Source organism: Brevundimonas sp. 2YAF1 (assembly GCF_052114745.1).
Classification (GTDB): Bacteria; Pseudomonadota; Alphaproteobacteria; order Caulobacterales; family Caulobacteraceae; genus Brevundimonas.
Genome location: NZ_JBFRFI010000006.1, coordinates 241596 through 262281 on the forward strand (window position 1 = coordinate 241596; position 20686 = coordinate 262281).

At 66.8% G+C, this 20686-nt stretch carries 19 protein-coding genes, 4 tRNA genes and 1 pseudogene; 21 read left to right on the forward strand and 3 right to left on the reverse strand.

The features are described 5' to 3' along the window. Position 1 precedes the first annotated feature (1 nt). From AB4Y68_RS10555 to AB4Y68_RS10600, 10 genes and pseudogenes are all read left to right on the forward strand, one after another. Positions 2–1039, forward strand: a complete 1038-nt coding sequence (locus AB4Y68_RS10555) for a ribonuclease E/G (protein WP_441455588.1) — start codon at positions 2–4, stop codon at positions 1037–1039. Next, positions 1039–1203, forward strand: a complete 165-nt coding sequence (locus tag AB4Y68_RS10560) for a DNA gyrase inhibitor YacG (RefSeq protein ID WP_441455589.1) — start codon at positions 1039–1041, stop codon at positions 1201–1203. The genes AB4Y68_RS10555 and AB4Y68_RS10560 overlap by 1 nt, the downstream gene beginning before the upstream one ends. A 64-nt stretch (positions 1204–1267) precedes the next feature. After that, positions 1268–1343, forward strand: a tRNA-Phe gene (locus tag AB4Y68_RS10565). Between the two features lie 438 nt (positions 1344–1781). Further along, positions 1782–2693, forward strand: a complete 912-nt coding sequence (locus tag AB4Y68_RS10570; RefSeq protein ID WP_441455590.1) for a MotA/TolQ/ExbB proton channel family protein — start codon at positions 1782–1784, stop codon at positions 2691–2693. A gap of 5 nt (positions 2694–2698) precedes the next feature. After that, entirely contained in the window at positions 2699–3130 is a 432-nt protein-coding gene (locus AB4Y68_RS10575; protein ID WP_114817772.1) for an ExbD/TolR family protein, read from the forward strand. A gap of 18 nt (positions 3131–3148) precedes the next feature. Continuing rightward, positions 3149–3868, forward strand: coding sequence for an energy transducer TonB (locus AB4Y68_RS10580; protein ID WP_441455591.1), 720 nt, complete (start codon positions 3149–3151; stop codon positions 3866–3868). A 132-nt stretch (positions 3869–4000) separates the two neighbouring features. Next, on the forward strand, positions 4001–4354 hold the full coding sequence (locus AB4Y68_RS10585; protein ID WP_441455592.1) for an energy transducer TonB family protein: 354 nt from the start codon (positions 4001–4003) through the stop codon (positions 4352–4354). A gap of 80 nt (positions 4355–4434) precedes the next feature. Beyond that, complete coding sequence (locus AB4Y68_RS10590) at positions 4435–5178, forward strand: M48 family metallopeptidase (protein WP_441455594.1); 744 nt, start codon at positions 4435–4437, stop codon at positions 5176–5178. A gap of 82 nt (positions 5179–5260) precedes the next feature. Then, positions 5261–5337 (forward strand) — tRNA-His (locus AB4Y68_RS10595). Positions 5338–5380: 43 nt separating this feature from the next. Further along, a pseudogene (locus tag AB4Y68_RS10600) lies at positions 5381–5782 on the forward strand (methyltransferase domain-containing protein); the annotation flags it as partial. Between the two features lie 268 nt (positions 5783–6050). Here the strand turns inward: AB4Y68_RS10600 and AB4Y68_RS10605 are convergent. Next, entirely contained in the window at positions 6051–7892 is a 1842-nt protein-coding gene (locus tag AB4Y68_RS10605; protein WP_441455596.1) for a patatin-like phospholipase family protein, read from the reverse strand. Positions 7893–7973: 81 nt separating this feature from the next. Between AB4Y68_RS10605 and AB4Y68_RS10610 the strand changes: the two genes are divergently transcribed. The 8 genes from AB4Y68_RS10610 (at position 7974) to AB4Y68_RS10645 (ending at position 17815) form a co-directional block, all read left to right on the forward strand. After that, the gene (locus AB4Y68_RS10610) at positions 7974–9566 is read left to right on the forward strand and encodes a carboxyl transferase domain-containing protein (protein ID WP_441455597.1); all 1593 of its coding nucleotides are present in this window, start codon (positions 7974–7976) and stop codon (positions 9564–9566) included. A gap of 174 nt (positions 9567–9740) precedes the next feature. Then, positions 9741–9992 carry an endonuclease domain-containing protein gene (locus tag AB4Y68_RS10615; RefSeq protein ID WP_441455599.1) on the forward strand — a complete coding sequence of 84 codons (252 nt, stop codon included), beginning with the start codon at positions 9741–9743 and terminating at the stop codon, positions 9990–9992. 193 nt (positions 9993–10185) lie between these two features. Beyond that, a complete protein-coding gene (locus AB4Y68_RS10620; RefSeq protein ID WP_441455627.1) occupies positions 10186–11091 on the forward strand; it encodes an enoyl-CoA hydratase-related protein in 906 nt (301 codons plus the stop codon). 158 nt (positions 11092–11249) lie between these two features. Next, the gene (locus tag AB4Y68_RS10625; protein ID WP_441455600.1) at positions 11250–13241 is read left to right on the forward strand and encodes an acetyl/propionyl/methylcrotonyl-CoA carboxylase subunit alpha; all 1992 of its coding nucleotides are present in this window, start codon (positions 11250–11252) and stop codon (positions 13239–13241) included. Between the two features lie 151 nt (positions 13242–13392). Next, positions 13393–13791 (forward strand): DUF1489 family protein, encoded by a 399-nt coding sequence (locus AB4Y68_RS10630; protein ID WP_441455601.1) that lies wholly within the window; start codon positions 13393–13395, stop codon positions 13789–13791. Positions 13792–13856: 65 nt separating this feature from the next. Continuing rightward, a complete protein-coding gene (locus AB4Y68_RS10635) occupies positions 13857–15203 on the forward strand; it encodes an MATE family efflux transporter (protein WP_441455602.1) in 1347 nt (448 codons plus the stop codon). Positions 15204–15386: 183 nt separating this feature from the next. Further along, entirely contained in the window at positions 15387–17105 is a 1719-nt protein-coding gene (metG, locus tag AB4Y68_RS10640) for a methionine--tRNA ligase (RefSeq protein WP_441455604.1), read from the forward strand. Positions 17106–17158: 53 nt separating this feature from the next. Continuing rightward, the gene (locus AB4Y68_RS10645) at positions 17159–17815 is read left to right on the forward strand and encodes a 2OG-Fe(II) oxygenase (protein WP_441455605.1); all 657 of its coding nucleotides are present in this window, start codon (positions 17159–17161) and stop codon (positions 17813–17815) included. 324 nt (positions 17816–18139) lie between these two features. Here the strand turns inward: AB4Y68_RS10645 and AB4Y68_RS10650 are convergent, their stop codons facing one another. Then, positions 18140–18985, reverse strand: coding sequence for a TerC family protein (locus AB4Y68_RS10650; RefSeq protein ID WP_441455607.1), 846 nt, complete (start codon positions 18983–18985; stop codon positions 18140–18142). Between the two features lie 91 nt (positions 18986–19076). Further along, positions 19077–19952 carry a 23S rRNA (guanosine(2251)-2'-O)-methyltransferase RlmB gene (gene rlmB / locus AB4Y68_RS10655; protein WP_441455608.1) on the reverse strand — a complete coding sequence of 292 codons (876 nt, stop codon included), beginning with the start codon at positions 19950–19952 and terminating at the stop codon, positions 19077–19079. Between the two features lie 147 nt (positions 19953–20099). On the opposite strand from rlmB, the gene AB4Y68_RS10660 reads away from it, so the two are divergent. The 3 genes from AB4Y68_RS10660 to AB4Y68_RS10670 all read left to right on the forward strand — a co-directional run. Beyond that, positions 20100–20183, forward strand: a tRNA-Tyr gene (locus tag AB4Y68_RS10660). A 93-nt stretch (positions 20184–20276) separates the two neighbouring features. Next, positions 20277–20350, forward strand: a tRNA-Gly gene (locus tag AB4Y68_RS10665). Between the two features lie 61 nt (positions 20351–20411). Next, on the forward strand, positions 20412–20686 hold a 275-nt coding region (locus AB4Y68_RS10670; RefSeq protein WP_441455610.1), incomplete at its 3' end, for a GTP-binding protein.

Genomic DNA, 20686 nt, shown 5'->3' on the forward strand with positions numbered 1-20686 from the left:
CATGGCCGATGTCGAGGTCTTCCTCGATCAGACGCCGGGCGAGACCCGCGGCGTCGTCGCCCGCAGGGGGCGTTTCCATCATCTGATCCTCCACCGCGACAGCGACCGGCCGAGCGATCGGCTGGGCGCACGTTGCGTCGGCCGTCTCGCGCGGATCGAACCAGCCTTGCGCGGCGCCTTTGTCGATCTGGGCGCGGGCGAGCCGTTCGGCTTCCTGCCGCTGGGCCAGAACGAAAAGCCGGGGGAGGGGGCCAAGATCGAGGTCGAGGTCACTGCCGAACCCCGCGAGCGCAAAGGCCCGGTGCTGCGTCGTCTCGGCGACGCGTCCGGCGAGCCGCGCCTGCTGGCGCCTGGGCCGGACGTCTCCGCAATCCTGGCCGCATTGGCGCCGGGCGTCGCGGCCCAGACGGGCGTGGTCGCGGTACGCGCGGCTCTGGAGGCCGAAGAGGACGCGCTGGCTGCTTCTGTCGTCGATCCCGCCTGCGGTCTGGACCTGATGATCCAGCGCACCCGCGCCCTGATCGCCGTCGACATCGACCATGCCCCCGCGCCGGGCCGTGATTCCCGCAAGAGCCGCGAGACGGCGAATCGTGAAGGCCTGACCCAGGCCGCCCGGCTGCTGACGCTGAAAGGGTGGGGCGGACTGGTCGTGATCGACCTCATCGGCGTCGGCCTGCACGGCGACACTATAATGAAGGGCGTTCGCGCGGCCTTCGCTGCGGAACCCCAGGCGGCGTTCGGGCCGTTGAGCCGGTTCGGCTTGATGCAACTGTCCCTGCCGTGGCGGCGGACCCCGCTGGACGAACGGCTGCTGGACGCGAGGGGCCGTCCGACACTTGAGACCCGGGCCATCGCCGTCGCGCGTCAAATCCGTCTGGCTATGTTGTCCGATCCCGCGACGCCGCGCTTCATCGCCCGTTGCTGCCCCGAGGAGGCGGCGTTGGCCGCGCCCCTGGTCGCCGCACTGGGGCCGAGGGCCGGGTTGGCGGCCGATCCCTCCCTGGCTCCTGGCGCCGTCCGAATTGAAGAGGCTGTCTAATGTCGCTCTGCCCCATCTGCCGCCGTCAGAAGCCGGACCCGGCCTACAAGCCCTTCTGCTCCAAGCGCTGCGCCGACGTTGATCTGCAGCGCTGGTTCACCGGCGGCTACGCCATTCCGACCGAGGATGCGGTCGATGATGAAAAAGATCGCGGAATTGAGTGAATTGGCGTCTGGACACCCCGTCCGGCCTCGCCTATAGACCCGCCTCTCGCGACGGAAATCGCGCGCCTGGATAGCTCAGCTGGTAGAGCAGCGGATTGAAAATCCGCGTGTCGGTGGTTCGAACCCGCCTCCAGGCACCATTTCCCTTTTGTCGCCCAATCCCATCACCTCGAAATCCGCGCCCCGAAATGGCCTAAATTTCGCCTTGGGAATTGCTTTCCGTTAATCTTTGTCGCCGCGACCGGTTCGTGTCGTTTTGGTGATGAATTTGGCAAATTTTTTGCCCAACGGCCCTGCCGCCCGATGTGCCGGGGGGAAAAGAAACTTTGCGCACTTGACGCTAAGATAGGCGTTCGCCAAAGGGACTTAATCGCATTCCTGCTTGCAGGTCGGGGTCACGAAGATATTGTCTTCCGGACCTTGGCGGCGGCGATCGTTTTCGAACGGTCGTGGCGGGCGGCGGTTCCACTCGACGGGCTCGATCCTTTCGGTGGTGAGATTTCATTATAGGGACGGCCGACTGACGCGGTCCGTGTCTTGGGTTCCACGTGTCAGACCAAAGCAGGAACTGGCGAACAATGCTCGATAGCAAGAAGACGAATATCCTCCTCGCACTGGCCGGCGCTGCCGTCCTGATGGCGAGCTCGCCGGTTCTGGCGCAATCCGCCGCAACCCCGGCCGCTGCTCCGGCAGCCGCTGCTTCGACTGCCGCTCCGGCCGCCGACGCTGCTGCTCCCGCTGCTGACGCCGCTCCCGCTGCTGATCCGTCGACGGTTGCTGACTCGGTCAGCAAAGGTCACGGCGGCGGCATCACCCCGGTCTCCATGTTCATGGAAGCCACCGCAGTGGTTAAGGTCGTCATGTCCGGCCTGCTGCTGGCCTCGATCTTCTCGTGGACCCTGCTGCTGATCAAGCTGCTGGAGTTCGGCGCCCTGAACAAGGCGACCGACCGCTTCCTGGAAGCCTTCCGCGGCGCCCGCACGATCGCTGACATGCGTCGCGTTTCGACCTCGGAAGATTTTGACGGCAACCCGCTGGCCGACATGGCCGCCGCCGCCACCGAGGAAATCGAACTGTCGCGTCAAGCCGGCCTGCAAGTGACCGGCGATCACCGCGACTCGGCGCTGCTGCGCGCCCAGACCGCTGTGGCTGCTGTTCAGTCGGGTCTGCCCAAGCGCCTCTCGGGCGGCCAACAGTTCCTGGCGTCGGTCGGTTCGACTGGTCCGTTCGTCGGTCTGTTCGGTACCGTTTACGGCATCATGAACTCCTTCATCGGCATCGCCGAGTCCAACACGACCAACCTGGCCGTCGTTGCTCCGGGTATCGCTGAAGCTCTGCTCGCCACCGGTATCGGCCTGTTCGCCGCTATCCCGGCCGTTATCTTCTACAACTACTTCAACACGCGCATCTCGAACTACGGCACGCGTTCGGACGGCTTCAACGCTGAACTGATCAACGCCATCTCGCGTCAGCTCGACAAGGGAGCGTAAGACGGATGGCCGCCAAACTTTCCGGTTCCGGCGGCGGCAAGTACACCGTCGAGGCTAATGCCGAGATCAATGTCACACCTTTCGTGGACATCATGCTCGTGCTCCTCATCATCTTCATGGTGGCGGCTCCGCTCGCCACCGTGTCGGTGCCGGTGAAACTGCCTCGCGCCGTTGCTCCTCCGGGCAAGAATCCGCCGACGCCGGTCTTCATCTCCATCCAGAACGATGGCGACGTGTGGATCGGCGACCTCAAGTCCTCGCCCGGTGCTCTGGGTGACGACCTGCGGGTGCAGATTGGACGCAGGAACCCTTCGGAAGAACGTATTTTCATTCGTGCAGACCAACAGACTCGGTACGGCGACTTCATGCAGGTCATGAACGCCCTCCAGGATAATGGTTTCTACAGCGTCGCCCTGGTTGGCGAAGACAACTCGTAAGGGGGCGGGGCGCATAGCATGACAGCTGAACCTCACGTCCACCGTGATCCGATCCTGGATCCGCCGAAGAAGAAGAAGAAGCTTTCGACCGGCGCCATCGTGGGCATCACCATTTCGGTGATCGTCCACGCCCTGGCGGGCCTGTACTTGTACAACAACAAGTTCAAGCTGAAGGAAATGACCTACGAGGACGAGGCCGTCGACGTCGAGCTGATGGAGGTTCCCCCTCCGCCGCCGCCGCCGCCGCCCCCGCCGCCTCCGCCGGATCAGCCCCCGCCGCCGAAGCTTCAGGTGCGTGAACCGCAGATCAACACCCAGGCGCCTCCGCCTCCGGTGACTGTGGCCATCGAACCGACGAAGAAGGAAGATCGGGTCGAATACTCGGGTCCGCCCCAGATCGTCCCCGGACCTCCGCCTCCGCCGGCTCCGCCTGCGCCGCCGAAACCTTCGGTCATCACCAACCCGAGCTGGGCGCGTCCGCCGCGTCCGACTGAACGGGACTTCCCGCAACGCGCCCTGGATCGCGGCGTGGGTGGTTCTGCCACGGTCGAGTGCACGGTGACTCCGAGCGGGCGTCCTGAGGACTGCCGCGTCGTCTCGGAAGATCCTGCCGGCATGGGCTTCGGCGCCGCCGCCGTTCGTATCGTCCAGCGCGGGCAACTTTCGCCCCGTACGGTCGATGGTGCGGCGACGAACGCCAGATTCGTCGTTCGGGTGCCCTTCAATCTGGGCGACTGACACGATCGATAGTCGAAATGAAGAACGCTCCGAGGCTTGCCTCGGAGCGTTTTTCTTTGCCTTGCTCTAACGAACTACGATTGCGTCGCCGTCGTCGCGCGGCATGGCTGCGAATAGGAGAGGGAGAAGCCGATGCGGTTGATGCGCCATGCTGCGGTCGCTGTCGTCGCCTTGCCGGCCCTGGCGGCGGCAGGATGCGCCGGCCGGATGATATCGGCTGACGGGGAAGCGGGTTTCGCCAGGATTGAGTGCGCCGTCACCTCCAGCGGTCATCCGGCGGACTGCCGCGTTCTGACGGAAGCGCCGGCCGGCATGGGCTTCGGCGCCGCCGCCCTCGAGATTGTCCAGCGCGGGCGGCTTTCGGCCGGGACGGTCAAGGGCACCCGGCCCGGCGCCAAGTTCGTCGTTCGTGTGCCGTTCTTCTCACCGGCCGATCCGTCGCGGCAGGTCCAGGCGCCGGTGGAAGGTCGTCGAGATCGCCCTTAAGGTCGCCGTCTGGCGCTTGGGCGGCGCCCCCCTGGTCTTGGGGCCTCGTCCGGAAGCGCATCCGAACGGAAAGAAATCGCATGAAACACCTTGTCGTCGCTGTCGTCTCCTCGCTGGGCTTGGCCCTGTCGGCCTGCGCCTACAATGAGAGTCTGGGCCGCAATCAGTTTCTGATCGTCGACGACAGCGCCCTGATCCAGCAGTCGGATGCGGCTTGGGCGGAAACGCTGCGGACGGCAAAACTCTCGACCAACGCCGCCCAGAACGAGCGCGTGGGCCGTGTCGGCGGGCGGATCGTGCAAGCCGCCGGGCTGGCGAACCGACCCTGGGACTATCGGGTCTTTATCGACGACAGCCCCAACGCCTTCGTCCTGCCGTCTGGCAAGATCGGCGTGACCACGGGTCTGCTGGTGCTGGTCCAGAACGACGACCAACTGGCCACGGTTCTCGGCCACGAGGTCGGCCATGTCGTCGCCCGCCACGCAGCGGAACGCTACTCGACCCAGTCGACGACCGGCCTGGTGCTAGGGGCGGTCCAGAGCCGGGCGGGGGACTATTCCCAGGCCGTCGGCGCCGTCGGGGGCCTGGGCGCGCAACTGGGCCTGCTGCTGCCCTTCTCGCGCAATCACGAACTGGAGGCGGACCGCATCGGCGTCGATTACGTCGCCGCAGCCGGCTACAAACCGTCCGAATCCATCGCCCTGTGGCGGCTGATGGCGCAGCAGCGCCAAACCGGAACGCCCGAATTCGCCTCGACCCACCCGTCGGATCAGACCCGGATCGCGGCCTTGCAGCAGTATATCGCCAGCCGCGGATGGAACTGACGGGGGATAAAGCGAAAATCCGTCACAAGCATATTGCCCACGGGGGCGAGGCCCGCTAGAGAACCGCCCTCGCGTTGATCGCGCCGCCTTAGCTCAGTTGGTTAGAGCGCCGGTTTGTGGAACCGGAGGTCCTCAGTTCAAGCCTGAGAGGCGGTACCATCACTTCAACGAATCGCTTTCAGCGACTTGGAGTGATGCCGACATGAGCGACGCTTCCCCCGTGTGGGACCCCCGCCAGTACAACCGGTTTGAAGCCCAGCGCGACCGCGCCGCGCTCGATCTTCTGGTGCGTTTGCCCGAGGACCTGGACCCGGCCGAGATCTGGGACCTGGGCTGCGGCACGGGGCAGCACGCGGCCTTGCTGAAGCGTCGGCATCCTCACGCCAAGGTGCATGGCATGGATTCAAGCGACGCCATGCTGGAGCAGGCCCGCGCCTTGTCCGCTGATGTCGAATGGACTGTCGGCGACATCGCGACCTGGGCGCCGGAGCAGCCGGCCGATCTGATCCTGGCCAACGCCTCGCTGCAATGGCTGCCGGATCATGCCGCGCTGTTCGCCCATCTGGCCAGCGCCCTGGCGTCCGGCGGCCTGCTGGCGGTGCAGATGCCGATGGCCTGGGAAACGCGCCACCATACCATCATGCGCGAGACGGCGGCCGAGGGGGCGTGGGCCTCAATCCTGACGGGCGTGGATACGATCGCGCCCCTGTTGCCGGCCGAGGCCTATTACGAGGCCCTAGCGCCGTTGTGCGACGACATCGACATCTGGATGACGACCTATCTGCACGTTCTGCGCGGCGAGGACGCGGTGCTGGAATGGATGAAGGGCACGGCGCTGCGGCCCTATATGACCGCGTTGGCGGGCGATCTGCCTATGCGGAGGGCCTTTCTTTCCGCGCTGTCCGACCGGCTTTCGCAGGCGTTTCCGCAGCGAGCGGACGGGTCAACGCTTCTACCATTTCCTCGTCTGTTTCTTGTTGCGCGGCGTCGTTGACGGGGGTGCGATGCAGGTGCTCGACCGGGCATTTCAGCGTCGCCAAGGCCGTCTGCGCCGCCTCATGCCCCGCGGCGACGGCGGGCTCATAGGCCTTCCAGTCGCGGATATCGACGCCCTCGGGCTTGGGCAGGATCAGCAGGTCGGTGTCGGCTCGGGCCTGAATCAGTTCGGCCTCGGTCGACAGGGTGGCCGAGCGCATCAGGATCGAGACGATGGGCGGGCCCTTCTTCCAGGCGCCTGACGCGATCCAGCGCCACCACGACGGCGGATCCTCCAGCGCCCTCGGGTCCACGCCGCGCGTCTGCGACACGTCCACGCCGACGACCGGACCGCTGTTCAGGCGGCGCATGACCTCGCTGGGGAAGTTGCGCAGCACGGCGCCGTCCACCAGCACCTGACCGTTCATGACCACGGGCGGCATGACCCCGGGAATGGAAATCGAGGCCCGCAGGGCGTGGCGCAGCATCCCCTGGCGATGCACCTCGACCTTGCCAGCCGTCAGATTGGTCGAAACCGCGAAGAAGGGCAGGGGCATGTCCTCGATGGCCACGTCGCCATAGGCGTCCTGCATCAGCCGGCCGACCTTGCGGGCATGGGTCATGGCGATGATGGGAAAGGCGATGTCCGACAGCGGGTCCGAGACGACGAAGGCCTTGCGGATCTGCTCCGTCAGTTCCTCGTCCGACCAGCCCAGGCCGGGACCGGCGGCGATCACCGCCCCCATCGAGGAGCCGCCGATGAAGTCGATCGGCACGCCCGCCTCGGTCAGGGCCTTCAGCGCCCCGATGTGGGCGTAGGCCCGGGCGCCCCCGCCCGACAGCACCACGCCGACCGCCGAGCCGGTGACGATGCGGGCGATCCGTGCGGTGTCGCTGAACAGGCCCTCGACCGCATGGAACCAGCGACCGGGTCTGAACATCTCCAGCCAGGCGCGGGTGTTGGTGGGCCGCGACATGCGCGGATCGCGCAGCAGGATCAGATCCGTCAGGGGGTGGGCTTCGTCTTCGACGTCCTGAGGCGGCGGGGGCGTCTGAGGGGGATGGTCGGCGTCGCCCACCAGGAAGACTCGGTCCACCTGACGGGCGCACAGCGACGCCCAGCCGGGTTCGTCGGATTCGGCGACATAAAGAACGTAGTCGTGAGCGTCCTCGACGCCCGAGAACCACTCGGCGGCGGACGTCAGCGCCGTGTGGTCGATGACCCGGCAGGAGAAGCCCTGGGCCTCGACGGCGTGGGCCACCCGTTCGACGAAGGCGCGAATCGGTCGGGCGCGGCCAGAGATGAAGCCGAAGACGCTGGGGGCGACGCCGGTCGTATTGCGCGCTCGCGCCCGGGTCAGCATCACCTGGCCCAGTTCGGCCATCAGGGCGGGCTCGGCGCGGGCCGCCTCGAAAAAGGCGTCGCGGGGCAGGGCGACCAGATCGCTGTCACGCAGGGCCACGACATTGGCCATGTGGGTGGTGCCCGCCAGCATGGCCATTTCGCCGACCGGATCGCCGGGCTTGATGACGCCGACGAACTGGGGCGCGCGTCCGTCGTCATCGCGGAACACGCCCAGCCGTCCGGCCCGCAGCAGGTAGAGGGTGTCGGCCGGATCCCCAGCGGAAAACAGCCGTTCGCCCCGCGTCAGGGCGAACCAGCTGGCGCGGGTGTTCTTTGTGCCCTCGAAGACGCGCGCGAGGGCGGCTTCCAGCGTGTCGGGACGTTCAGCAGCCATGAGGGTGGTTTAGGCCGGATTCCTGCGGACAGGAAACCGAACGACTTCCCCCCGGCGCGGAAGCCTCCTAAACCTTGAGGCATGCCCAAGCTGATTTCCGCCGTCGATCGCAACAGTCCTGCCTTCAAGTCGCTGGACGCGCACAATCGCGCCCTGCGGGACGAGCTTTACGAGAAGGTCGCCAAGGCCGCGCGCGGCGGCTCCGACGCCAGCCGCGACCGCCATGTGGCGCGGGGCAAGCTGCTGCCGCGTGACCGCGTCGAGCGCCTGCTGGACCCGGGCTCGCCCTTCCTCGAAATCGGTCAACTGGCCGCCAACGGCATGTATCGCGACGAGGCCCCCGGCGCGGGCATGATCTGCGGCGTGGGGCGCGTCTCGGGCCGCGAGGTCATGATCGTCGCCAACGACCCGACGGTGAAGGGCGGCGCCTACTTCCCCCTGACGGTGAAGAAGCACCTCCGGGCGCAGGAAATCGCCGAGCAGAACAATCTGCCCTGCGTCTATCTGGTCGATTCGGGCGGCGCCAACCTGCCGCACCAGGCCGAGGTCTTCCCGGACCGCGACCATTTCGGCCGCATCTTCTTCAACCAGGCGCGGATGAGCGCCAAGTCGATCCCGCAGATCGCCTGCGTCATGGGCTCGTGCACGGCCGGCGGCGCCTATGTCCCGGCCATGTCCGACGAGACGGTGATCGTGCGCAATCAGGGCACCATCTTCCTGGCCGGTCCGCCGCTGGTGAAGGCCGCGACGGGCGAGGTCATCTCGGCCGAGGAACTGGGCGGCGCCGAGACCCACGGCCGCAAGTCCGGCGTGGTGGACCACGTGGCCGAGAACGACGAGCACGCGCTGGAGATCGTCCGCTCCATCGTCGCCAATCTGAACACGGTGAAGACCGTGCCGCTGGACGTGCGCGAGCCGCGCGCCCCGGCCCTGGACCCGCAGGAGCTCTACGGCCTGATCCCCGACGACGTCCGCGCCCCCTATGACGTGCGCGAGGTCATCGCCCGCATCGTCGACGGCTCGGACTTCGACGAGTTCAAATCCCTGTATGGGACCAGCCTGGTCTGCGGCTTCGCCCGCATCTGGGGCTATCCGGTCGCCATCCTGGCCAACAACGGCGTCCTGTTCTCGGAGAGCGCCCAGAAGGGCGCGCACTTCATCGAACTGGCCTGCAAGCGCAAGATTCCGCTGCTCTTCCTGCAGAACATCTCGGGCTTCATGGTCGGCGGAAAATACGAGGCCGAGGGCATCGCCAAGCACGGCGCCAAGCTGGTCACGGCGGTCGCCTCGGCCGAAGTCCCGAAATTCACCGTCCTGATCGGCGGCAGCTTCGGCGCCGGCAACTACGGCATGTGCGGCCGGGCCTATTCCCCGCGTTTCCTCTTCACCTGGCCGAACAGCCGCATCAGCGTGATGGGCGGCGAGCAGGCGGCGTCGGTCCTGGCCACCGTCCACCGCGACGCGGACACCTGGACGGTTGACGAAGCCGAGGCCTTCAAGGCCCCGATCCGCCAGAAGTACGAGGACGAGGGCAACCCCTATTACGCCACCGCCCGCCTGTGGGACGACGGCGTCATTGACCCGGCCCAGACCCGCGACGTCCTGGGCCTGGCCATCAGCGCCAGCCTGAACGCCCCCATCCCTGAGACCCGCTTCGGCGTATTCCGGATGTAGTGTTCAAAATCCTTCTCCCGTCGGGGGAGAAGGTAGCCTGCGGAGCAGGTCGGATGAGGGGGCGCTGTCCGCAGGCAAACGCGAAAATGAGCATGGAGCCGACGGCCCCCTCATCCGTCTCGCTTGCGCGAGCCACTTTCTCCCCCGAGGGGAGAAGGGGTTAGGCTATCTGCCATGCATCAGTCGCCAGACCGAACGCGCCGCGCCCGTCGTCTCCGAGCCGACACCACGCCAGCCGAATCCAGCCTCTGGACCCTGCTCCGTAATCGCGGCTTCGAAGGCTGGAAATTCCGGCGTCAGGCCCCGGTCGCCGGCTATGTCACCGACTTCCTCTGTCTTGACCTCAAGCTGGTCATCGAGCTGGACGGGCGGCGTTCATCGCCTGCGCGAGGCCGCAGACGCCCTCCGCGATCATCGTCTGTCTGAGGCAGGGTTCGCCGTTGTTCGCTTCTCAAACGAAGCATTTTTGCACAATCCCAATATCCTGCTGGACGCGATCCGCCTTCGCGCGGCACAAATGGGGAAATCGCCCCCTCATCCGACCTGCTCCGCAGGCCACCTTCTCCCCCAAGTGGAGAAGGAAGACATTTCAGGCGTTCAGAGCTTGAAGGAGCTTTCCATGACCGACCCCAAGACCCCCACCGAAGCCGACCTGAACGCCCTGGACGTCACCGACGCCGAGGCGGCCGAGATCAACGCCATCGCCCATCCCTTCCTGGCCGATCCGGCGCCGGACGCGAACGACGATCTGGTCAAGATCGACGCCCTGCCGTCGGGCGTGGTCTTCGTGACCATCAACCGCCCGGAAAAGCGCAACGCCTTCGACGCGGCCACCATCGCCGCCCTCTATGAAGCGTTCGAGACGCTGCAGGGCGCCGACCGGGTGCGCGTGGTCTTCATCCGCGGCGCGGGCGGCACCTTCAGCGCCGGGGCCGATCTGAACTGGATGGCCGACGCCGCCGGCTGGTCCGAGGCCGACAACCGCGACGACGCCATGGGTCTGGCCAAGATGCTGAAGGCGCTGCACGACGTGCCGGCCCTGACGGTGGCCCTGGTCGAGGGCTCGGCCATGGGCGGCGGGGCGGGCATCGTCGCCGCCTGCGACATGGCCGTGGCCGTCGAGGGCGCGCGTTTCGCCTTCTCCGAGGTCAAGCTGGGCCTCATCCCCGCGACCATCGCCCCCTATGTCATCGAGGCCGTCGGCGCCCGTCGCGCCCGCCAGCTGTTCCTGACCGCCAACACCTTCGACGCCGACTATGCCGCGCACGCGGGCCTGATCGACCTGGTTCTGCCGGAAGGCTCGGTGGACGAGTTCATCTCCATGCTGACCGATAGCCTGACGACCTGCGCGCCCGGCGCCATGGGCGAGGCCAAGCGTCTGGTGAACGACATCGCCGGCGAGGCCATCGACAGCCGCCTGCTGGAAGAGACCGCCAAGCGCATCGCCCGCGCCCGCGTCTCCGACGAAGGCCAGGAAGGCGTCCGCGCCTTCCTCGACAAGCGCCCGCCGGTCTGGGCGCAGTAATTTCTCCTTCTCCCCTTGCGGGAGAAGGTGGCCGAGCGAAGCGAGGTCGGATGAGGGGTTGCGTAGTGCTTCGCCTTATCCTGCCTTGCGAAACCCCTCATCCGTCGGCCTGCGGCCGCCACCTTCTCCCGCAAGGGGAGAAGGGATAAGGACAAGCCATGTTCAAGTCCGTCCTGGTCGCCAATCGCGGCGAGATCGCCTGCCGCGTATTCCGCACCGCCCGCCGCATGGGCCTGCGCACCATAGCCGTCTATTCCGAGGCTGACGCCGCCGCGCTGCATGTGCGCGAGGCGGACGAGGCGGTGCTGATCGGCCCGGCGGCGGCGCGCGAATCCTATCTGGATGCGGCCAAGGTGCTGGCGGCGGCCAAGGCGACGGGGGCGGAGGCCATCCACCCCGGCTACGGCTTCCTGTCCGAGAACGCCGACTTCGCCGAGGCGGTCATGGCGGCGGGCATCGTCTGGATCGGCCCGCAGCCGGCGTCCATCCGCGCCATGGGCCTGAAGGACGCGGCCAAGAAGCTGATGATCGAGGCGGGCGTGCCGGTCACCCCTGGCTATCAGGGCGAGGACCAGTCGGTCGAAACCCTGACCGCCGAGGCGGCGCGCATCGGCTATCCCGTCCTGATCAAGGCGGTCGCCGGCGGCGGCGGCAAGGGCATGAAGAAGGTCGACCGCGCCGAGGACTTCGCCGACGGTCTGGCTTCGGCCCAGCGCGAGGGCCAGTCGTCCTTCGGCGACCCGCGCGTCCTGATCGAGAGCTATATCACCCGCCCGCGCCACATCGAGGTGCAGGTCTTCGGCGACAGCCACGGCAATGTCGTCCACCTGCATGAGCGCGACTGCTCGCTGCAACGCCGCCACCAGAAGGTGATCGAGGAGGCTCCGGCGCCCGGCATGGATGCGGCCACGCGGGCAGCGGTGACCGAGGCTGCGGTGAGGGCGGCGAAAGCCGTCAACTATCAGGGCGCAGGCACCATCGAGTTCATCGCTGACGCCTCGGACGGGCTGAAGGCCGACCGCATCTGGTTCATGGAAATGAACACCCGGCTGCAGGTCGAGCATCCGGTCACGGAATCCATCACCGGCGTCGATCTGGTCGAATGGCAGCTGCGCGTCGCGGCGGGCCAGCCCATTCCGCTGGCGCAGGCCGACATCCCGATGAAGGGCTGGGCCATGGAGGCCCGCCTCTACGCCGAAGACCCCGCTCACGGCTTCCTGCCGTCCATCGGCAAGCTGGATCATTTCGTCCTGCCGGATGACATCCGCGTCGACACCGGCGTGGAGCAGGGCGGCGAGGTCAGCCAGTTCTACGACCCGATGATCGCCAAGCTGATCGTCCATGAAGACACCCGCGAAGCCGCCGCCGCCCGCCTGGCCGACGCCTGCCGCGAGGTCGAGGTCTGGCCCGTCCGCACCAACGCCGGCTTCCTGGCCCGCTGCCTGGACCACCCGCGCTTTGTCGAAGGCGACGTGGACACGGGCTTCATCGGCGCGGAAGAGGCGGCCTTGATCGCGGCCCCTGTCTCAGCTCGGGCTCTGGCCGGCGCGGCGGGCCTGATCGGTCTGGACGCCGACGCTGCGGCCTTTGACGCACCCGATGCCGAACTGGTGCCGTGGCGCGCGGGCCTGTTCGGCTTCCGCATGAACGCCCCGGCCGAGGCGCGCACGGCCCTGCACCACGGCGACAGCGTCCACGCTGTGACCCTGGCCGGCGAACCCGGCTGGCAAGGTCGCCAGTCCAGCTTCGATGTGTCCGGCGATTTCGGCACGGCCCGCGTCTATGGCGAGCCGGATCTGGTGGTCGTGGACGGCGAGGTCGTCAGCGCCCTGACCCCCGACGCCGAACGGATCGTGGTCTTCGACGACGGCGACGTCATCGAGTTCCGCCGCCGCAAGGCCAGCGCGGGCGCGGGCGGCTCCGCCTCCGACGGCGGCCTTCGCGCCCCCATGCCCGGCAAGATCGTCGCCGCGCCCGCCAAGGCCGGCGACGTCGTGACCAAGGGCCAGCCCATCGTGGTGCTGGAGGCCATGAAGATGGAACACGCCCTGACCGCGCCCTTCGACGGCGTGGTGGCCGAGTTCAACGTCGCCGTCGGCGATCAGGTCGTAGACGGCGCCGTTCTGGCCGTGGTGAAGGCGGCTACCTAAATCGCGCTCATCCCGGCGGACGCCGGGATCCAGTTCTTTGGCTTCGGTGACGACGCGGGAACTTGAGCGAACATATTGTCGAGCGCCGTGTGCGGGGCTCTCACTGGGTCCCGGCGTCCGCCGGGATGAGCGGAAGAGCAGGCGGCGTTTCATGCCCCTTCACATGATCAAACTCTGCGTCGGCGTCGCCAAGGTCGAGACGCTGGAGCGGCGCGCCGCCAAGGGCGAGTGGCTGACCGTCAACACGCGGATGACGCCCAAGCGCGCGAGCGAACTGGAGGACGGCGGCTCTCTGTTCTGGGTGATGAAGGGCTCGGTCGTCTGTCGGATGCCGATCCTGGACATTTCGACCAAGGGCGAGGGCAAGGCGTCGCAATGCCTGATCCGCCTGTCGCCTGAGGTGATCCGCACCGCGCCCCAGGCCCGTCGCCCCTTCCAGGGCTGGCGCTATCTGGAGCCCAAGGACGCGCCGCCGGACCTGTCGACGATGGACGCGGGCGAGCTGCCGGTCGAACTGGCCAAGCAACTGCGGGCGCTGGGCGCTTGGTGACCCTTTCGTGGCGATAGGCTCGAGGTGTTGACCTTTGTTCGCCGGCATGGCCTGTGCCGGCTCCCATGACCAACGCCCTGTTCAGCTTCAAGACCCGCGCGACCCTGTCCGAGCTGCTGAAGCTGGCCTGGCCGGTCGTGCTGGCGCGTCTGGGCATCATGACCATGGGCCTGACCGACGCCATCGTCGTGGGCCACTACGCCAGCCGCGAGCTGGCCTATCACTCCCTAGCCTGGGCGCCGTCGTCGGTCGTCCTGACCACGGCGGTCGGCCTGATGATGGGGGTGCAGGTCATGACCGCCCGCCTGCTGGGCGAGGGCCGCAAGGACGAGGTCGGCGCCGTGCTGCGCCGGGGCATGGTCTATGCGCTGCAGATCGGCGTCGTCTCCATGATCGCCCTGCTGCTGCTGGGGCCGTTCGGCTTGAAACACATGGGGCTTGAGGACGGCTTGGGCGAGGGCGCTTCTCCCGTCTTGACGGTCTTCGCCCTGTCGATGCCGGCCTATCTGATTTCGGTCGCGGCCCAGTTTTTCCTTGAGGGTCTGCATCGGCCCAAGGCTGGCATGGTCGCCATGTGGGTCGCGAACGCCGTCAACCTGGGCCTGAATCTGCTGCTGGTGCCCGACCTGTTCGGCATCGGCGTCGATGGCGCGTTCGCCTCGGCCTGGGCCACGTTCGGCGCGCGTACGGCGCTGGCGATCTTCCTGGTCATCTTCATCCTGCGCCTGCCCGAGGCGCGGGCCTTGGGAATCTTCGCCAAGCCGAAACGCGACAAGGCGGTCGAGAGCCAGCAGACCAAGGTCGGCCTGGGCGCGGGCGCGTCCAACTTCATCGAGGTCGGCGCCTTCGCCGCCATGACCCTGTTCGCGGGTCAGCTGGGCGCGGCCGAGACCGCCAGCTGGGCGGTCGTCATCAACATTTCCGCCATCGTCTTCATGGTGCCCATGGGCCTGTCGTCCGCGACGGCCGTCCTGGTGGGGCGCAGCTACGGCGCGGGGGATTCCGCGGGCGTCATGCGCGGCGGTCTGGCGGGCATCGGGGTGGTGACGGCGCTGGCCTTTATCATCGCCCTGGTGCTGTGGCCGACGGCGGGATTGGTGGTCAGCGCCTACACGACCGACCCGGCCATCCTGGCCATCGCGGCCCCGGCCCTGGTGCTGGCGACGCTGTTCTTCGTCGCCGACGCCATGCAGGTGGTGGCGGCCCAGGCCAACCGGGCGGCGGGCGACGTGGTCTGGCCGACGCTGATGCACCTGCTGTCCTACGGCATCGTCATGATCCCGCTGGGCTGGTGGCTGGCACACCGGATCGGCGTTAATGGTCTGGTCTGGTCGGTGATCGTGGCCAGCCTGATCTCGGGGGCGTTGCTGACCGGGCGGTTCGTGCGGATCGCCAGGCGGCTTCCGGCCTAAGGCTTCGCGGCCCGGAGAATGACGGAAATCAGATCGCTCCGTCATTCTCCGACGAAGCGCAGCGCAGATCGGAGAACCTAGCGGCGTCTCAGGCGACACTTCTGACGTGAATGTCCCGCAAAAGGTGACGATCAGGAGATCGCCCTCTATATCCGTCTGCTTCCTCCCGCAGACTGGACGACCATGGCCCGCATCCTCATCACCTCGGCGCTGCCCTACATCAACGGCATCAAGCACCTTGGGAATCTGGCCGGGTCCATGTTGCCCGCCGATGTCTGGGCGCGGTTCAAGCGCGGGCAGGGGCACGACGTTCTCTATGTCTGCGCCACCGACGAGCACGGCACCCCGGCCGAACTGGCCGCCGCCGCCGCCGGACAGGACGTGCGGACCTATTGCGACGAGCAGCATCAGGTTCAGAAGAAGGCCGGCGAGGCTTTCAGCCTGTCGTTCGACATCTTCGGCCGCAGCTCCAACGCGCCGAACACCCGCCTGACCCAACATTTCGCCAAGGTTCTGGAAGAGCGCGGCCTGATCGAGGAGCGCGTCGACCGGATGATCTATTCGATCGACGACGCCCGCTTCCTGCCCGACCGCTACGTCGAAGGGACCTGCCCGCACTGTGCTTACGAGAAGGCACGTGGCGACCAGTGCGACAACTGCGGCCGCCTGCTGGATCCGACCGATCTGATCAATCCCTATTCGGCCGTCTCGGGCAGCCGCAATCTGGAGGTCCGCGACACGCGCCACCTCTATCTGCTGCAGACCCGGGTGGCGAACCAGGTGCGCGCCTGGGTCGATGCTCGCTCGCCGCAGTGGCAGCCCCTGGCCCGCTCCATCGCCTACAAGCATCTGGATGAAGGCCTGATCGACCGGGGCATCACCCGCGACCTGAAGTGGGGCGTGCCGGTGGTCGGTCCCGACGGCGGCCCGCGTCCGGGCATGGAGGGCAAGGTCTTCTACGTCTGGTTCGACGCCCCCATCGAATACATCGCCGCGACCGAGGAATGGGCCGAGCAGTCGGGTGGGAACTGGCGTTCGTGGTGGCGTCTGGACGAGGGCGCCGCCGATCCTGAAAACCCCGTGCGCTACGTCCAGTTCATGGGCAAGGACAACGTCGCCTTCCACACCGTCAGCTTCCCCGCCACCATCCTGGGCTCGGGCGAGCCGTGGAAGACGGTCGACCAGTTGAAGGCCTTCAACTGGCTGAACTGGTACGGCGGCAAGTTCTCGACCAGCATGGGCCGCGGCGTCTTCATGGATCAGGCGCTGGAACTGCTGCCCGCCGACTACTGGCGCTGGCACCTGACGGCCTATGGCCCGGAGCATTCCGACGCGGCCTTCACCTGGGAGCAGTTCCAGTCGACGACGAACAAGGACCTGGCCGACGTGCTGGGCAATTTCGTCAACCGCATCGTCAAGTTCACGGAATCCAAGTTCGACGGCGTCGTGCCCGAGGGCGGCGAGGCCGGCCCGCTGGAAGCAAAGCTGGCGGCCGATCTGAAGGCCGGTCTGGAAGCCCTGACCGCCGAGTTCGAGGCCATGGAGTTCCGCAAGGCGGCTCAGGCGGCGCGCGCCCTCTGGGTGCTGGGCAACGAGTATCTGCAGGAAGCCGCCCCCTGGACGGCCCTGAAGACCGACCGCGACCGCGCCGCTGTGGTGGTGCGCACCGGCCTATCGCTGGTCGCCCTGTTCGCCCGCGTCACCGCCCCCTTCATGCCGGGCAGCGCCGAACGCATCGGCGCCAGCGTCGGCGCGACGGACCTGAGCTGGCCCCAGGCCGACGCCGACCTGCTGAACATGCTGCCGGCCGGTCAGACCGTCGCCGCGGCCGAGGTCCTGTTCAAGAAGATTGAAGACACCCAGGTCGCAGAATGGACCGAACGTTTCGGCGGGGCTGAATGAGGCCTGAGTTAGTAGAGTTTTCGACCGACCAGCGTCAGAAAATCAGAGATAGGTTGGCGTTGACGGGCCGGACCCAGGTCAGCGGCATTCTCTCGCCGAGCCAGGCCCAGCACCTGGCGGAACAGGCTGCAAACGCGCCCTATAACACCGTGACCCGGCGGGGCAGCGGCCATGTCGACTTTCCGGCGGCATGGTTGGCCAGTCTTGAGCCGGTGCAGAAACAAGGTCTGGGGGAGGCTGTTCAGGCCTCCGCCACGCAGGGCTTCCAGTACCTTTATGACAACCACCCCATCTATGACCTTGCTCAGGCCGGCGCTGCGGACCCGGTCTGGTCGGGTCTGGTCGGCTTCCTGAATAGCGAGCCGTTCCTGAACCTGATGCGCGACCTGACGGGCGAAGCAGGGATCGCGCTGGCGGATGCTCAGTTGACCCGATTTCGCCGCGGCCATTTCCTGACGGAGCATGACGACGCCGCCGAAGGGAAAAAACGCTATTTCGCCTATGTGCTGGGACTGACGCCGGCCTGGCGGATCGACTGGGGCGGGCTTCTGGCCTTCCACGGCGACGACGGCAATGTGGCCGAAGCCTTCACTCCGCGCTTCAATACGTTGAACCTCTTGAGAGTGCCGGCCCCGCATTCCGTCACTCAGGTGGCGCTGTCGGCGGGGGCGGAGCGTCTTTCCGTTACAGGGTGGCTGCGCGGTCGCTGAACCTCATCCCCTTCCACCATCATCCTCTCCCGGCGCCGAGCAAAACTAAATTCCCATCACGCCGATTCCTGTCGCCATAGGCGTTTGCGGGCCAAACACGCCCATCGGCTCGCGGCGCTTAAGACCGGGGCTATAGTGGCGCCTCGGTCTTTGACATCGCTGCCTGACGCCGGGCTTCGGCCCTTCTCGCGTCGCCCATCGCCAAGCGTCCACCGCCGGCCGATTGCACGAATTGCACTGTTTTTTTCGTCGCACGGTGCAATCGCGGCTCGGCCTGGAACCGGCCAAAAGAAAGGCCCGGATCGCTCCGGGCCTTTCACGTTTCTAGTTCGTCGGCGTTGCCGCGGCCGCAGCCGGCGTTCGCTGTTCCCTCGCGCCGGGCAGGCCGGCGGGCGTGGCTTCATGGCTGCCTGCGCTGGCGTGCTTCATATGCTTGGCCTGTTCTTCCGGGCCGATGTCGAGGAAGGCGGGGGCCGAGGCGTTGAACTCATCGGCGTGGCCGGTGCGAACGATCACCGAGCGTCCGCCGTCCCAGATCATGTGCAGGGCGACGTAGAGAACGATGACCAGGCCGATGTAAGCGATCCAGCGATAACGGTTCAGCAGCTTGGCGATGAAGCTGGCGGCCAGCCCCATGAGAGCGATCGACAGGATCAGGCCGAAGACCATGATCCACGGGTGGTCGTGGCTGGCGCCGGCGACGGCCAGCACATTGTCCAGCGACATGGTCAGGTCGGCGATCATGATCTGGAGCAGGGCGGCGCCGAAGGTCTTGCGCTTCAGGCCCATTTCCTCGGGGCTGGGACCGCCGCCGTGTTCGATGGCCATGGCGCGTTCGATCTCGGCCTCGGCTTCGGCCTGATCGTGGGTCGCCTGCTCGCGCAGTTCGCGCCACATCTTCCAGCACACCCACAACAGGAGGAAGCCGCCCGCCAGCAGCAGGCCGACGATGGCCAGAAGCTGCACGGTGACGAGGGCCAGGCCGATGCGCATGACGACGGCGGCGGCCAGGCCGATCAGGATGGCCTTGCGGCGCTGTTCCTGGGGCAGGGCGGCGGCGGCGAGGCCCACGGCGACGGCGTTGTCGCCGGCCAGGACCAGGTCGATCATCATGACCTTGCCGAGCGCGGTGGCCTGGCTGATGAGGTGGGGATCTGAGAGGAATTCCATCGGCGCTCTTTAAGCCCCGCTAGAAGCTGCGCCAAGACGCCGCAGCAAACTCGCTCCCGCCGACGCTAGGCCGGCGGGAGGAAAGGGTCGATCAGGCCGGGCGCTGGGCGCGGGCGGTCTCGTACAGGGCGATGGCCGCGGCGTTGGAGACGTTCAGGCTTTCGAATCCGCCGGGCATGGGGATCTTGGCCATGACGTCGCAATGCTCGGCCACCAGACGGCGGACGCCGTCGCCTTCCGAGCCCATGACCAGAACCGTCGGGCGCGAATCAAGCGCCTGTTCCAGCGTCAGCTCGGCGGAGCCGTCCAGACCGACGGCGCGCCAGCCCAGGTCCGCCAGCTTCTCGAGCGCGCGGCTGAGATTGGTGACGCGGGCGCAGGGCAGGCGTTCGGTCGCGCCGGCCGCCGCCTTGGCCAGAGCGCCGGCCAGGGCGGGCGAGTGCCGGTCCTGAACGACGATGCCCTTGGCGCCAAAGGCCAGGGCCGAGCGGAAGATGGCGCCGACGTTCTGGGTGTCGGTCAGCTGATCCAGCATGACAATGACGCCGCTGGCGTCCTCGGCGAGCTCTTCCAGGGCGACGCCTTCCAGCGGCTGCACCTTGAAGACCATGCCCTGGTGAACGGCGCCGGCCGGCAGCAGCCGGGCGAGGGCGGTCGAATCAATCACCTCGATTCGGTGGCCGTTCGCCAGATTTTCCCGTTCGATTTCAGCGGCGCGGTCCTCCGTGACCATCAAACGGCCCATGCCGCGACGGGCCGGATTGGCCAAAGCGGCTAGAACCGGGTGGCGGCCCCAGACAAAATTATCCGCTTCGACCTTGCCGCGCGGGGCTTTGGGGGCGAAATCGCCCCCAGAACGGCTTGTGGGGGTGGGCGACCAGCCTTTCTCAGGCCGGCTTTCCACGCGCTTGTGGAAAGACTGCTTTTTACCGGTTTTCCGGTCGTTGCGTTCTGGAAATGACGACACTATAAGACGGCCTCCGATTTGGGCCCTAGGGCTTCGGGTCAGGCGCTTCCTCTATTACAGGCGTCGCCGGACACGAAGGCTTTCGCGACGAAAATGATCGAAAGATCGTTCCGTTGCGTATCCAGACCGGTTTTGAAAACGCGCGCTGGGGGAATGTCCCGAGTGGCAAAGGGGGGGGACTGTAAATCCCCTGCGTAAGCTTCGAAGGTTCGAGTCCTTCTTCCCCCACCACGCGCGTTTCAAGGCCGAGAGGACGGAAACCCAAAAAGGAATCGGGTGCGGAAACGCCAACCTCTCACGGGGTTGGGGCAACGCATTCTTCGCGCGGGTATAGCACAATGGTAGTGCAGCAGCCTTCCAAGCTGAGGATGTCGGTTCGATCCCGTCTACCCGCTCCAGGTTTTTTGAACTGAGCAGAAGCGCCCCTCCGCTTTGGACCCGGGCCACAGGAGTTTGGCCATGGCCAAGGAAAAGTTCGAACGTAACAAGCCGCACTGCAACATCGGCACGATCGGCCACGTTGACCACGGCAAGACGACGCTGACGGCTGCGATCACGATGACGCTGGCGAAGGCCGGCGGCGCGAAGGCGATGAACTACGCCGACATCGACGCCGCCCCGGAAGAAAAAGCCCGCGGCATCACGATCAACACCTCGCACGTGGAATATGAGACGGCCAACCGTCACTACGCCCACGTCGACTGCCCCGGCCACGCCGACTACGTGAAGAACAT

What these genes read in the sequence shown, in the direction of transcription:
- AB4Y68_RS10575 (WP_114817772.1), top strand. Translation starts at nt 2,699, where the DNA reads ATGGCCGCCAAACTTTCCGGTTCCGGCGGCGGCAAGTACACCGTCGAG.
- AB4Y68_RS10625 (WP_441455600.1), top strand. Translation starts at nt 11,250, where the DNA reads ATGTTCAAGTCCGTCCTGGTCGCCAATCGCGGCGAGATCGCCTGCCGC.
- AB4Y68_RS10570 (WP_441455590.1), top strand. Translation starts at nt 1,782, where the DNA reads ATGCTCGATAGCAAGAAGACGAATATCCTCCTCGCACTGGCCGGCGCT.
- AB4Y68_RS10620 (WP_441455627.1), top strand. Translation starts at nt 10,186, where the DNA reads ATGACCGACCCCAAGACCCCCACCGAAGCCGACCTGAACGCCCTGGAC.
- AB4Y68_RS10555 (WP_441455588.1), top strand. Translation starts at nt 2, where the DNA reads ATGGCCGATGTCGAGGTCTTCCTCGATCAGACGCCGGGCGAGACCCGC.
- AB4Y68_RS10605 (WP_441455596.1), bottom strand. Translation starts at nt 7,892, where the DNA reads ATGGCTGCTGAACGTCCCGACACGCTGGAAGCCGCCCTCGCGCGCGTC.
- AB4Y68_RS10585 (WP_441455592.1), top strand. Translation starts at nt 4,001, where the DNA reads ATGCGGTTGATGCGCCATGCTGCGGTCGCTGTCGTCGCCTTGCCGGCC.
- metG (WP_441455604.1), top strand. Translation starts at nt 15,387, where the DNA reads ATGGCCCGCATCCTCATCACCTCGGCGCTGCCCTACATCAACGGCATC.
- AB4Y68_RS10635 (WP_441455602.1), top strand. Translation starts at nt 13,857, where the DNA reads ATGACCAACGCCCTGTTCAGCTTCAAGACCCGCGCGACCCTGTCCGAG.
- AB4Y68_RS10650 (WP_441455607.1), bottom strand. Translation starts at nt 18,985, where the DNA reads ATGGAATTCCTCTCAGATCCCCACCTCATCAGCCAGGCCACCGCGCTC.
- AB4Y68_RS10610 (WP_441455597.1), top strand. Translation starts at nt 7,974, where the DNA reads ATGCCCAAGCTGATTTCCGCCGTCGATCGCAACAGTCCTGCCTTCAAG.
- AB4Y68_RS10615 (WP_441455599.1), top strand. Translation starts at nt 9,741, where the DNA reads ATGCATCAGTCGCCAGACCGAACGCGCCGCGCCCGTCGTCTCCGAGCC.
- AB4Y68_RS10580 (WP_441455591.1), top strand. Translation starts at nt 3,149, where the DNA reads ATGACAGCTGAACCTCACGTCCACCGTGATCCGATCCTGGATCCGCCG.
- AB4Y68_RS10630 (WP_441455601.1), top strand. Translation starts at nt 13,393, where the DNA reads ATGCCCCTTCACATGATCAAACTCTGCGTCGGCGTCGCCAAGGTCGAG.
- AB4Y68_RS10560 (WP_441455589.1), top strand. Translation starts at nt 1,039, where the DNA reads ATGTCGCTCTGCCCCATCTGCCGCCGTCAGAAGCCGGACCCGGCCTAC.
- AB4Y68_RS10590 (WP_441455594.1), top strand. Translation starts at nt 4,435, where the DNA reads ATGAAACACCTTGTCGTCGCTGTCGTCTCCTCGCTGGGCTTGGCCCTG.